Raw genomic sequence first — 12,067 nt, forward strand, 5'->3', positions numbered from 1 at the left:
ACCGCAATGGTAAGTCGTTCAAGTGTGGACACTGCGGGTGGGAAGGGGATGCTGACCATAACGCTGCTCAGGTGATCTCTCTCCTTGGGGCGACTGTAAACTCGCCTGAAATTCCGAAACTTAGCTGTCCTCTGGGTCAGCTAGGGATTGGGATAAAGCCCGCACCCTGCGCATAGCGCGGGTGCCGGGTAGTTTACTCGGCGTGGCAGCTCATCGACTTTCCAGGATCGGGCTATGCTGGACTGAGGACTACACCCATCTCCCTGTTGCTATGCGAGACCTTCTGCGCGACATCCTTCGGGACTGCTCTGGCTTTGTGGAACTGCGCTACCACGGCAAGGTGTTTCGCAGCATCACTGCCGAGAAGGGCCGCCTTGAGCGCACCGCGGTTCGTCGCCGTTCCGGAGTGGGGGTGCGGGTGTTGGAGGCCGGCACTTGGGGCTTTGCTGCCACCGGGGATCCCTCGCCGGCTGCCATTCGGGAGGCCATCGCTGAAGCTCGCCGTGCCGCCCAAGCCAGCGCCGACTACCGCAAACAAAAGCTGGGATCCCTGCCCAGTGTGCGGCTGGCCCAAGGGGAGTTCTGCGAGCCCGGTGTGGAGGAGGTGTTGAACAAACCGCTGGAGGCGAAGATCCAGTTGGCTTTGGAAACCGAGGCGCAGGCCCGGCAGGCCTCTCGCCAAATTAGCTCCGCCAGTTGCACCTACAACGAGATCTACGAGGAAAAAGCCATTGTCACCACCGATGGGGCGGATGTGGCCTTTCGTCTGGTGCGCCCCGAGCTGCGAGTTCAGGCGGTGGCCGAAGCTGCCGGCCAGCTCAGCAGTGGCTCCGAGGCCATTGGGGTAACAGGGGGATGGGATTGCCTGTTCCGCTCGCATCCCTTGCAGATGGCGGAAAAGGCGGCTGCTACCGCGGTTGATTTATTGTCCGCAGGCTACGCAGAAGGGGGATGGGCCACGGTTATTCTGTCGCCTTCCATCGTGGGGCTGTTGGTGCACGAGGCCATTGGCCACACGGTCGAGGCGGATTTTGTCCTGGCGGGTTCTGTGGCTGCCGGCAAGCTGGGGCAGCGGGTGGCCAGCGACTTGGTTACTCTCAAAGACTCCGGCCATTCGGAGTTTATGCCGGGGGCAGGGGGAACCCTTCCTGTGGACGACGAGGGCGTTCCTACCCAAAGCACCACCATCATCCAAAACGGCATTCTGGTCAGCTATCTCCACAACCGCGAAACTGCTGCCCACTTTGGCGTAGAGCCCACCGGCAATGCCCGCGCCTGGGAATATGCCGATGAGCCTTTGATCCGCATGCGCAACACCTTCATTGAACCCGGATCCCAAACGCTAGAGGAAATCATCGCCAGCACTCCCGATGGCTACTTCCTGGATGGGGCCAGGAACGGGCAGGCGGACTCCACCGGCGAGTTTATGTTTGGCGTGGAGCGGGCCTACCGCATTCGCGATGGCAAGCTGGCGGAGTTGCTGCGCGGTGTCACCATCACCGGCAATGCTTTTGAGGTGCTGCAATCGGTGGATGCCGTCTCGCGGGACTTCCTGTGGGACTTGGGATCCGGCCATTGTGGCAAGGGTCAACCGGCCAAGGTGGATGCGGGCGGCCCCTACATTCGCTGTCGGGCCATTGTAGGTGGGCAACAACCTGTGTAGTTATTCCCTTGGCACTCCACAGCTAGCCCAGAGGTGAAGCCTACAGCTCGCTCTGTAAAGGGGACTGGCAGGCCAGCTCCAGGACTACCGAAAGCTGCTGGCCAGGAGCTACACAGAAACTCTGTCCTGCCGGCACGACCGACCGTGGGGGAGTTCACAGAACAGCCAATCCGTCCGCAAAAATTAGGGATCCCCTCACCTGCGGGGATCCCAGATGGGGTACTGGATCAAACCTTAGCGAGGGAAAACCACCTGGGCTCGCAACTCGCCCGGCGGGTTGGCCTGCGTGTGAATGTTGATGTAGTAAGCTCCGGCCAAAAAGCTGGAGACTTGCTCAGGGGTGAGGTTGGCTTCCAGTCGGAAATTCCCCGACTGATTGCCTGGATTCGGCAACATGTTCAAGACAAAGGCCACCGGCCCTGTGGCCTGGGCGAAAGATTGTCCTGAAGGTACGTATCAGGCCAAGCTTCGGATTCATCTCTGGGTTTAAAAGATGGCAAAATCACTGCTACCGAGAGACAAAAATCCCCACCCTGTGGGGGGCGGGGGATGGTGTAGACTGCACGCGGAGCAGAAATCTCTGACCGTACCCATTGGAAGGCATAGCCGGGGAGAGGGTTCACCCAGGCACTTTCCCCAAGCTCGGTTCAGGATAGATCTGTCTATCCTCTGGCCGAGGCAGCCAAGGCGGAGTTCATGATCGGCCAGAACCAGTGGGGCCGCATCAGGATGACAGTGTCGATGACGTGGATGATGCCGTTATCGGCTTCGATGTCCGCTTGGATAACGGTGGCGTTGTTCACCTCGAACACATCCCCTTCAATGGTGAGATCGATGGGGGATCCCTCTACCGAGCCCACACTTTGGTACTTGGCCAAATCTGCCTTTTTCAGGCGACCGGGCACCACGTGGTAACACAGGATGCGAGTCAGTTGGGGGATATTTTGCACCAGAGTGGTGATGGTGCCAGGAGGCAGCTTGGCAAAAGCCCCATCGGTGGGGGCAAAAACGGTAAAGGGGCCAGGGCTTTTCAAAGTATCCACCAGGTTTGCCGCTTTAACGGCAGTTACCAAGGTGGAAAAGCCCTCAGCAGAGACGGCAATATCGACAATATCGGGCATGGCCGGGATCCTTTTGCTGTGAAGTTGTTGCTAACTGGATTGCTGCTCGAAAGGCTTTGGGATCATTAAAGTTGCCACGGGCTAGCGATAATTCTGATCCTGAATGTAGGCGAGGCGGGCTGCTTCCCGGATCCCATATTCCGGTCGGGTGAAGCGATTGAGTTGTCCCTCAAAATAACGGCGGTTCATCATCAAGTGCCGTGGATTTGGATCATCAAGGGGATACAAGAAAGCGGCCCTTCCCGCCTGAATCACGGCTGAGGTGACGTTGTACATGGAGCGCTGGAAGCTAACCCCCAATTGAATCAGCATGTCCTCTTCGCCGCGGCAATGCTTGCGATAATACTCCACCAAATACTGGGGCAAAAAGTGGTACATATCCTGGTGCAAGAGCGTGGGCGGGATCCCGGCGGTGCCCACCGGAAACTTATCGGCGTAGAGGATCCCGTAGTGGAAGTCCAACTGGTTGGTGGGAACTTCGTTGGCCTGAGCGTTGTAGGACTTGGTGCCGCGGAAAGGAGAGGTGCGATAAAACACGGCCTCTACATAGGGGAAGGCAGCCTCATATAGCCAGGTGAATCCTTTGGATTTGGGCACAATATCGTACCATTCTCCCCGAATACGCACGCGATGGTAGATGGGTCGTCCGGCAATGGCGAAGATCCCGTTGACCAAAAAGTTCATCGCCTCCGGCACGCTGGTAATTTTGCCTTCATCGTAGAGATCGCTCATCTCAAAAAAGACCGGAGCCATCACCTCCCAAAACAGGCCCAACACCGAGTACATGGTGGCCTGGCGGCACAGCTCCAAAAACATATCGGGGAAGAGCTTGTATAGCCCCATCAACAAGGGGTTGCCCTGGCAATAGGCGCGGATGGCGCGGTCGGCATTTTGCTTGTATTCTTCGGAATCCATGTAGGGATCCAGCAAGCCCCCCATATCCCGGTGCCAGAGCATGGCCCGCATACATTCTTCGGCAAATTCCATGTTGATGCGGTCATGCCAGAGGTGATGCAAAATCCTGGGCAGCTTGCGCTTCAGCTCCCCCTTTTCCATAAACTCCAGCAGCTCGGGATGGGCCGTAGCCTGGCCTCGCCAAATGCGCAAATCCGCGTTATCCCCCGCGTAGTGGTTGGCCAGCTTCAGATACTCTTCAGGAATGATGAACTTGAAAAAAGGCAAGGGATCCACAAACACCTGCTCGGCAATGTAGAGCAGATCCCGCCAGTAGAAATCCATCGGCACGGCATAGGCTTTGTAGAGGCCGATAATTTGCATCAGGTTTTCCGGCGTATCCGGCAGCATGGATCCCCCTGCCTCTAGGCGGTGGACTATATCCGCAAAAGGATGGGTAGAAGGGGGCAGCTTGCGGGCTGTGAGGGTTGTCGTCATAGAAGAAGTCTCCAACTCTTCAAAAGTTCTGGCTCCTTGAGGTCATTCCCTGGGATCTCAATTCCTGGAAGTTTCCCGATTGCCTTGATCTGCTCCAGAGAAGGCAGCCCAGCTCCCTAGGGAGAATCGGCAAGATCGCCAGCCGAGGCCAGGATAAGCGTTTGCGCTTGAGCCACCTGGGTGGATAGGGTAAACGCCAAGGGTTGTGGCCATTTCACCAGGCTCATGGGCTGGATCCCAAACCAAACGATCAAGGCCGTCAAAATCAGCCCCGGGATCCGCTCCCAGCCGTGCACGCGTGGGTAGTAGGCGGTACGGTTGTCCAATTTGCCAAAGCAGGTGCGGTTTAGCAAAATCACGAAGTACACCGCCGTCAAACCGGTGCCACAGATGCTGATCAAAGTCGGCAAAGGAAAATCCTGATAGCTGCCCTGGAAGATCAAAAACTCCGCCACAAAGCCCACCAGGCCAGGGATCCCGGCGCTGGCCATCCCCCCCAAGATGAGCAGGGCGCTCACTGTGGGCAAGCCTCGCAAGGGGTTGAGCAGGCCGTTGAGCACATCCAGATCGCGGGTTCCCACTTTGCGCTCCACCAAGCCCACCAGATCAAACAGCAGCGCCAAGATGAGACCATGGGAGACCATCTGCACCATCGCCCCGGTCAGGCTAATGGGGGTGGCTGCCGCCATGCCCAGCAAGATGTAGCCCATGTGGCCAATGGAGCTGTAGGCCACCATGCGCTTGATGTCTTTTTGGGCGATGGCTGCCAAAGCCCCGGACAACACGGCAATGGCTCCCCACCAGGCTAGGATCCCGCCCAGGTCGGCCCAAGCTTGGGGAAACAACTGCAGCCCAAAGCGAAACAGACCGTACGTGCCTAACTTGGAGAGGATCCCTCCCAGAAGGATGGCCACTGGCGGCGACGACTCCCCGTATGCATCAGGCAACCAGGTGTGGAAGGGGATCAGCGGCATCTTAATGCCGAAAGCCACGATCAAGGCCAACAGCGTCAAGGTCTGGGCAACAGGGCTGAGAGAGGTGATGCGGATCTCCAGCAGCTCAAAGCTATGGGGATCCCCCAGCCAGTAGATGGCCAAAAAGGCCCCCAACAGAAAGATGGCGGAGACGGCGGTATAAATCAAAAACTTGATGGCAGCATAATCCCGCTTGGGGCTGCCCCAAATGGAGATGAGCAGGTAGATCGGGATCAGCACCAGCTCGTAAAACAAGAAGAACAAAAGCAGGTTCTGGGCGACAAAAGCCCCGTTGACCGACCCGCTCATGAACAAAATGCAGCCGTATAAGAGGTTGGGCCGCTTCACCTCTGGCTCAGCTGTCAGCACCGCAATCAGCGTGAGCAGCCCATTCAAAGCCACCATCAGCAGGGAAAACCCGTCCAGGCCCAGGGAATAGCTCAGCCCAATTGCCGGGATCCAATCCCACCGCTGCACCCACTGCAGCCCTTCCGCTTGCAGGTCAAAGTTGGCAAACAGCAGCAGCGAGATCCCCAGCAGGATCCCGGCCAAGGCCACCGCCAGCTTTCGCCCCCCCAAGCCTAAGAACAGGAGCAGGGATCCCAAGATCGGCAACACAATCAAGGCACTCAGCATGGTCTTTTCCCTCTTTATCTAAGGACTCCGTCCCGCTACCTTGCCCAAGCCTAGAGAATCAGCCAGCCCAGCAGGGCCACCCCCACCACAATCGTCAGCACGTAGGCTTGCAACTGGCCAGAGGTGGTGTATTTCAAAACCTGTCCACCCGCCAATACCGCCAAGCTGGTCAAATTTACCAAGCCGTCTACCACATAGCGGTCGAACAAGGCTGTAACCTCAGAGATGATGCGTACCGCAAACACCACACTGGCCCGGTAGAGCTTGGGGGTGTAGAAGTCGTTGGCCAACAAATCCTGCCAGTCGGCCAAGAAGGCCCAGTCCACCGGTCGTCGCTGCGGACGCAGATACAGCCAGGCTCCCAAGGCAATGCCTGTCAAGCTGGATCCCGTCATTACCCCAACAGGGATCCCTTCCAGAGCGGGAATCAGACCTAGTGCCGCTAGGATCATGGGCATGTGCAGCGCCACCCCCATCGTGACCGTCATGGGCAGCATCATCGGCCAATGCACCTCCGGCGAACGCTCGCTCATCTGCTGCGGCTTGCCCCCCCAGATCAGGCCAAACACCCGTGTCAGCCCTAGGGCCGTTACAGCATTGGTAACCAGCACAACTGCCGCCCACAACCCCTGCCCCGATTGCACCAACTGCTGCCACAGATCCGTCAGCACCCAAAAGGAACCGAAAGGCGGCAAAGCGATGATTCCGGCCATTCCGGTCAAGAAGCACAGACCTGAGATAGGACGCCGCGACCACAGCCCGCCCAGGTAGCGCAAATCCTGGGTAATGCTGTTCCAGATCACCGTGCCCGGAGCCATCACCAACAGAGCCATGGCCGGAGCATAGGTCAGCAGCAACCCATAGGCTTGCTGGGGATGACCGGTGCCCACCGCCACAAAAATCAAGCCCATGTAGGCACTCACCAGATAAGACAAAGCTCGCTTGGCGTCGATCTGGGCCAAGGCCACCAGGGATCCCCCCACCGCTGTCAAGCCGCCGATGGTTAGCATCACCCTTAGCACTGTTGGGGAAAGCTCGTAGAGGGGTTGCAGGCGAATCAACACCCAGGCCCCTGTGCCCACCACCACTGCGTTCCGCAAAATCGAGGCCGGGATCGGCCCTTCCATCGCCTCATCCAGCCACAGGTGCAGAGGAAATTGGGCACACTTGCCTACGGGGCCGGCCAGCAACCCCAGCCCTACCAGGGCCAGCAGGGTGGGATCCACAGTGACAGATCCTGCCTGCACCGCCTCTGCCCAGGCCGCCAAATCCTCAAACTCCCAGGAGCCGGTCAGGGGATAGATGGCGATTACCCCCATCAAGAGCAACAGGTCGCCGATGCGCTTGGTTAAAAAAGCATCCCGCGCTCCCGTCACCACCAGCGATTGGTTGAACCAAAAGCCCACCAACAGGTAAGTGCCCAGGGTCAAAATCTCCAGGATCACGTAGCTGAAAAAGAGGGAGTCGCACAAAGCCAAGGCACACATCCCCCCCTCAAACAGGCCCAGCAGGGAGAAAAACCGCGCCCAGCCCCAGTCCATTTCCATGTAGCCAAAGCCGTAGATCTGGGCCACCAGGTTCAGCCCCGTCACCACAGCGCAGGCCCCCAGAGTTACCGATGACACCTGCAGCGGCAGCTCTAACATCAGATCCCCCACCTGTAGCCAGGGCAACCGAATGACCTGCGCCGGCTGATCCCAAATCGCCACCAGCGCCCCCACGCTGTGCAGGAAGGCCATCAACGTCAAGAGCGCATTCAGATAACCTGCCGGACGTGGTCCCGTGCGCCGGGTGATTCCTGGGGACCAGATCAGCGCTCCTGCCCACGCCACCAAGGCGTAGAGGGGAATCAGCCATGCAGTTGTGACCAGCCCGTTCAAGCTCATAATCCTCCTTCGGCCAGGGATCTTGGCCAAACTGGAACACTTGCTGAGATCCTGTAAAAAGTCTTAATCAGCATCTTAGCTGCGAACTAGGATAGATAAAAATTGAACTTTCCGATAAAAACTATAGACAAAAATCTATAGTTCAAGCAGGGGGAGCAGAATAACCTCTGTCGTTGTCACCCCCTCACTCTCTAAAGCGTAGATGGAAATGAACCCCTTGGGAACCTAAGGATTTGCGATTGTTTGGACACAGGGAATGATCAAGAAAACTGGGTTTAGCGCTCCGCACCGCCAAAGCGAAGGCCTACGGCCCGCTGTCGCGACAGAGCGGCTTTGTGTTATGGTACGGGTTGATCTCCGCCAACTTGAATATGGCGCAGTGTCAATAAAAAGTGTCTGGGAAGTGTCTGGGAGTTCATCCCAGTAGTTGGGGCTATGGCATCTGCTAACGCAAACACGGCCCCGTCCACCCCTTCTCCCAAGGTTGCTGCTCAAGCTGCTGTGAAATTGCCGAGAAGACTGAGAACAACGACTTAGAAGGGCGTTTTGACTTTGGGTTGCTTGACCTTCAGCTCGCGAATCCGTTTCAACATCTTCTGGAAATACTCCGCTAGGTAGTCCTCAAGAGAGGTCAGAGAGGCCAGTTCAATCCCCAGGGTTTCGCATACAGGCGTCATATCGGCGTGCATGGGTTCTTTGGCCGCGATCACCTCCACAAACGCCAGCCGGTCGGCAATGTTCCAGCTCCACTGAAAAAACTGCGCCACCTTGCGCGCCCCTCTCAGCAGTCCCAGCGGCATGGTGCTGACTTTGGCCTTTTTGCCGGAGAGCTGCTCGCACAAGGCAATGACTTCTCGAGCCGTCCAAGCCTTGGGCCCCACCAAGGGAAAGATTTGCTGCTTGGCAGCTTCTACAGTGAGAGCTCGCACCGCAAACCGGGCTGCATCTAGGGTGTCTAGGTAGGCCGTTGGCATGCCCTCGCCGGTTACCCAGACGATTTGTTCTTCCAAGATGGGGATGGCGTACTGGCCAATCAACCCCTGCATAAAGCCCGCTGGCCGGAAAATGGTGTAGGGCATCTGGGATCCAACCAAATACTTCTCAATGTGATGCTTGAAATTCATCAGGGGCACATTGGGATACTCGTGGTGGGCGCCCATGATGGAGAAAAAGATAAAATGCCCTACCTGGGCAGCCCGTGCCGCATTGATCAGGGCAACCTTGCCATCCCAGTCCACCTGACGGGCGCTGAGGGTGTCGGTCACCCGCACCGTAGCACAGTCGAGCACCGCCTCGATGCCTTCCATGGCGGAGTTGAGGGTGCTGGGCTGAAGCAGATTTCCCACTTTCAGTTGAGCGCCCCATTCACTCAAGAAAGCAGCCTTTGCCGGATTTCGCACCAGACAGGTAACTTGGTGTCCCTCTTCGATGGCTCGGCGTACCACTTGACGGCCCAGCGTTCCCGTCGCCCCCACAACCAGCACGTTCATAAAATTATCATTTCTTAACCTTAGGCTTAGTCTATCAGACCAGCGCAACTCCCGACACAACCTTAGAGGCAGCAACAAACCAATGGGGATCCTCTGCCAAGCCGGCTTTGAGGGATCCCCAAAGTTGGGTACTGAAGCGTCTAGCTGGCCAGCTCGTTCATGCGTTGCGCCAGGGTAAAGTCCAGTTCTGTAATGCCCCCGGCATCGTGGGTGGTAAGATGCACCCGCACGCGGTTGTAGACATTGGTCCATTCGGGATGGTGCCCCATGCTCTCGGCCACCAAGGCCACACTGCTCATCCAGCCAAAGGCTTCGACAAAGGAGCGAAACTGAAATTGACGATGCAGCTTCCCATCCTGCAAAGACCAGCCGGGCAGTTTCTCCAGCTTGGCCTGGATCTCGGCTTCACTTAGCTTGACGGGTCTGGACATGGGCGTTCCCTCCGGTCGATGCCATCGTTTTCATCACGCTTTCATCAAAGGAGCAACTGAGAGCGGATCCCGGCTTATTCACAAAACTTCATGACCTTTGTATTCATGCTCTTCTACATGCGCGTCTATGGGCGCGGGGCTGAGCGGCTTGTACAACCAGTAGCCTTGTACAGCAAAGTGGGCCTGCTGATAGAAATGGAGGGCGGCTTGGTTGTGATGGTAAACCTGCAGGGTAATGGCAGCTAGCTGCTGCTGGGATCCCCAGCGTTCCACCTGTTGCATCAAAGCTCTGCCCAGGCCCTGCCGGCGATGGGCGGGATCCACCCAGAGCAGAAAAATGTAGGCTACCCGCCGATGGGTGGCTTGATCGGTGGAGATGCCGGCCCAAACACAGCCCACCGGCTCTGCAGTTTCTTCTTTCAAGATCCACCAGCAGGGGGTGCGGGGTGGGTCGAAGAGGCGATCCAGCGTCTCTTCCAGGTGATCCCAGTTGCTTTGCTCTGGAAAAGATTCCTGCAACGTGGCCTGCAATCCTCGTCGCACCCAGGGCCGATCCCAGGCTGAACCGATGCGCCAACGATAACCCACAGGCAGAGGGATCCCTTGTTCAGCCATCCTCAGGCATTTGCAGAAAGGGCCACAGGCGTCGCTTCTTCTAGAGGGGCAGGCTGGGCCATATCCTCCGGCAGAAACGAGCGAATGCTCACCACCACCAGGGTAAACAGAAACACCAGCAGGATGAGGGCAGGAAAGATATATTGCCGCAAGATGTTCATATTTCTACATAACCTTGGTCTCTACAGCATAGCGTGCAGGGAGGGATCCCTGGGCACCCTTTCGGATCATCCTCATCTCAATCCCTATCAACTGACCCTGGGGGATCCCATGCGTCAATAAGGTGAGAAAGTGTAGCCTACGATTCCAAAGTGAGGTTGGCTGTGCATTAAGGTCGAGCGTAGTTGTGGGTCATCCGCCCCACCTGATCCCACTGCTGCGCGACGCGAGCGGAGAATCCATGAGCACCCCCAATCGCCCCTTGAAGACCCTTGGGATCCCTCCCAATGCTTGGGCCGTGAATGCCGAAATGGCCGACATCACCCGTCCGCCCTTGGATCCCCGGCCCATCCTGCTACCCACCTCCAGCAAAACCCTGCGCTTGGATCTGGCCAAGGCGGCGTTGTTGGTGATCGACATGCAAAACGACTTTTGTCATCCCGACGGTTGGCTGGCCAGCATTGGCGTCGATGTTACACCTGCACGGGCTCCCATCGGCCCTCTAAAAGCCCTACTGCCCCGCCTGCGACAAGCTCAAGTGCCGATTGTGTGGGTGAACTGGGGCAATCGCCCTGACTTGCTCAACATCAGCGCCGGCTTGCGACATGTGTACAACCCCACCGGAGAGGGAGTAGGGCTGGGGGATCCCTTGCCTAAGAACGGGTCTTTGGTCCTCACGCGGGGCAGTTGGGGCGCTGCTGTGGTGGAGGAACTGGAGGTCAAGCCCGAGGATATCTGGGTGGATAAGTTCCGCATGAGCGGCTTTTGGGATACCCCTCTCGATAGCATTCTCAGAAACCTGGGGCGCACCACCCTCTTTTTTGCCGGTGTGAACATCGACCAGTGCGTCATGACCACGCTGCAAGATGCCAATTTCCTCGGCTACGACTGCATTTTGCTGGAAGACTGCGCCGCCACCACCTCTCCTGAATACTGTTTGCTAGCTACCCTCTACAACGTCAGGCAGTGCTTTGGCTTTGTCGCCTCCTCCTCAGATTTGCTCGCGGCTCTCCCCTGTTAGCACTTGCCCACTATTCACCCCTCATCTCTTGAGCGGAGGATCCGGATGCAAACGCTTTCCCGCTGTGTGATCCCAATTGTTAAAACCCCTGCCGATTATCAGGCTTTTCGCATCAGCCCCCACGATACCAATCGCCTGGCCATCGTGTTCGATCCTTCTCATGCTCAGATTTCTCTAACCTTTTGTGTGGAGATCTTCGATGAGGGAGGCAAAACCCCTCCAAATCGCCATCAAATGGCTGTGGAAATGTTTTTTGTTCTCAAGGGGGAAGGCCTGGCCATTTGCGATGGAAAAGCGGCCCCCATCAAAACCGGAGATAGCATTCTGGTACCGCCGACCGGTGTACATGAAATCCACAATACCGGCCCAGGCCGCCTCTACGCCCTCTGCTTCATGGTGCCCAACGAAGATTTTGCCGAGCTCATCCGCTCCGGCACTCCTGCGGACTTGGATGAGGAGGATTTGCAGGTGCTGTCGGGGGGCTGGAGAAGGGCATTTGCTGAGGCTTAGGCCTCAATGGCTCTGGGAGCTGTAGAGGTTGGAAGTCAGGGGTACTGATACATTCACGCTGAACTCTCCTGAACATGGTTCAGGAAAGAAGCGATCGCAATCCTGCCTATCTCTGAGCAGGAAGGCGGTATCCCGCAAAGCCCTGAGGAATACCCCCCGAGCGCTTTCC

11 protein-coding genes and 2 pseudogenes are annotated in these 12,067 nt (G+C 57.4%); 4 read left to right on the forward strand and 9 right to left on the reverse strand.

Translation table 11 applies throughout. The features are described from left to right. Positions 1-176, forward strand: a pseudogene (locus tag NW839_RS05735) (RNA-guided endonuclease TnpB family protein); the annotation flags it as partial. A gap of 95 nt (positions 177-271) precedes the next feature. Next, positions 272-1,663 carry a TldD/PmbA family protein gene (locus tag NW839_RS05740; protein ID WP_414351927.1) on the forward strand — a complete coding sequence of 464 codons (1,392 nt, stop codon included), beginning with the start codon at positions 272-274 and terminating at the stop codon, positions 1,661-1,663. Between the two features lie 234 nt (positions 1,664-1,897). On the opposite strand, the pseudogene NW839_RS05745 reads toward NW839_RS05740, so the two are convergent. The 9 genes and pseudogenes from NW839_RS05745 to NW839_RS05785 form a co-directional block, all read right to left on the reverse strand. After that, a pseudogene (locus NW839_RS05745) lies at positions 1,898-2,083 on the reverse strand (CHRD domain-containing protein); the annotation flags it as partial. Positions 2,084-2,325: 242 nt separating this feature from the next. Further along, positions 2,326-2,784, reverse strand: coding sequence for a fasciclin domain-containing protein (locus tag NW839_RS05750; RefSeq protein WP_414351926.1), 459 nt, complete (start codon positions 2,782-2,784; stop codon positions 2,326-2,328). 81 nt (positions 2,785-2,865) lie between these two features. Beyond that, positions 2,866-4,176: a CO2 hydration protein gene (locus tag NW839_RS05755; protein WP_414351925.1), complete on the reverse strand. Its 1,311-nt coding sequence runs from the start codon at positions 4,174-4,176 to the stop codon at positions 2,866-2,868. A 116-nt stretch (positions 4,177-4,292) separates the two neighbouring features. Continuing rightward, the gene (locus NW839_RS05760) at positions 4,293-5,786 is read right to left on the reverse strand and encodes an NADH-quinone oxidoreductase subunit M (RefSeq protein WP_414351924.1); all 1,494 of its coding nucleotides are present in this window, start codon (positions 5,784-5,786) and stop codon (positions 4,293-4,295) included. Positions 5,787-5,836: 50 nt separating this feature from the next. Then, positions 5,837-7,672, reverse strand: a complete 1,836-nt coding sequence (locus NW839_RS05765; protein ID WP_414351923.1) for an NAD(P)H-quinone oxidoreductase subunit F — start codon at positions 7,670-7,672, stop codon at positions 5,837-5,839. 533 nt (positions 7,673-8,205) lie between these two features. Next, on the reverse strand, positions 8,206-9,162 hold the full coding sequence (locus NW839_RS05770) for an NAD(P)H-binding protein (protein ID WP_414351922.1): 957 nt from the start codon (positions 9,160-9,162) through the stop codon (positions 8,206-8,208). A 140-nt stretch (positions 9,163-9,302) separates the two neighbouring features. Further along, positions 9,303-9,593 (reverse strand): 4a-hydroxytetrahydrobiopterin dehydratase, encoded by a 291-nt coding sequence (locus NW839_RS05775; RefSeq protein ID WP_414351921.1) that lies wholly within the window; start codon positions 9,591-9,593, stop codon positions 9,303-9,305. A 78-nt stretch (positions 9,594-9,671) separates the two neighbouring features. After that, positions 9,672-10,181, reverse strand: a complete 510-nt coding sequence (locus tag NW839_RS05780; RefSeq protein ID WP_414380508.1) for a GNAT family N-acetyltransferase — start codon at positions 10,179-10,181, stop codon at positions 9,672-9,674. A 29-nt stretch (positions 10,182-10,210) separates the two neighbouring features. Next, positions 10,211-10,369: a hypothetical protein gene (locus NW839_RS05785; RefSeq protein ID WP_414342473.1), complete on the reverse strand. Its 159-nt coding sequence runs from the start codon at positions 10,367-10,369 to the stop codon at positions 10,211-10,213. A 185-nt stretch (positions 10,370-10,554) separates the two neighbouring features. Here NW839_RS05785 and NW839_RS05790 point away from each other — a divergent pair, with 185 nt between their 5' ends. Both NW839_RS05790 and NW839_RS05795 read left to right on the forward strand, forming a co-directional pair. Next, entirely contained in the window at positions 10,555-11,388 is an 834-nt protein-coding gene (locus NW839_RS05790; RefSeq protein WP_414351919.1) for a cysteine hydrolase family protein, read from the forward strand. 45 nt (positions 11,389-11,433) lie between these two features. Next, on the forward strand, positions 11,434-11,898 hold the full coding sequence (locus tag NW839_RS05795) for a cupin domain-containing protein (protein WP_011434408.1): 465 nt from the start codon (positions 11,434-11,436) through the stop codon (positions 11,896-11,898). Positions 11,899-12,067: the final 169 nt, after the last annotated feature.

Origin of the sequence: Synechococcus sp. R5-15 (assembly GCF_047462035.1) — a bacterium.
In the GTDB taxonomy this organism is placed as follows: Bacteria; Cyanobacteriota; Cyanobacteriia; order Thermostichales; family Thermostichaceae; genus Thermostichus.

Excerpts from the sequence above, each read along its gene's own strand:
- NW839_RS05740 (WP_414351927.1), top strand. The coding sequence starts at position 272 with ATGCGAGACCTTCTGCGCGACATCCTTCGGGACTGCTCTGGCTTTGTG.
- NW839_RS05750 (WP_414351926.1), bottom strand. The coding sequence starts at position 2,784 with ATGCCCGATATTGTCGATATTGCCGTCTCTGCTGAGGGCTTTTCCACC.
- NW839_RS05755 (WP_414351925.1), bottom strand. The coding sequence starts at position 4,176 with ATGACGACAACCCTCACAGCCCGCAAGCTGCCCCCTTCTACCCATCCT.
- NW839_RS05760 (WP_414351924.1), bottom strand. The coding sequence starts at position 5,786 with ATGCTGAGTGCCTTGATTGTGTTGCCGATCTTGGGATCCCTGCTCCTG.
- NW839_RS05765 (WP_414351923.1), bottom strand. The coding sequence starts at position 7,672 with ATGAGCTTGAACGGGCTGGTCACAACTGCATGGCTGATTCCCCTCTAC.
- NW839_RS05770 (WP_414351922.1), bottom strand. The coding sequence starts at position 9,162 with ATGAACGTGCTGGTTGTGGGGGCGACGGGAACGCTGGGCCGTCAAGTG.
- NW839_RS05775 (WP_414351921.1), bottom strand. The coding sequence starts at position 9,593 with ATGTCCAGACCCGTCAAGCTAAGTGAAGCCGAGATCCAGGCCAAGCTG.
- NW839_RS05785 (WP_414342473.1), bottom strand. The coding sequence starts at position 10,369 with ATGAACATCTTGCGGCAATATATCTTTCCTGCCCTCATCCTGCTGGTG.
- NW839_RS05795 (WP_011434408.1), top strand. The coding sequence starts at position 11,434 with ATGCAAACGCTTTCCCGCTGTGTGATCCCAATTGTTAAAACCCCTGCC.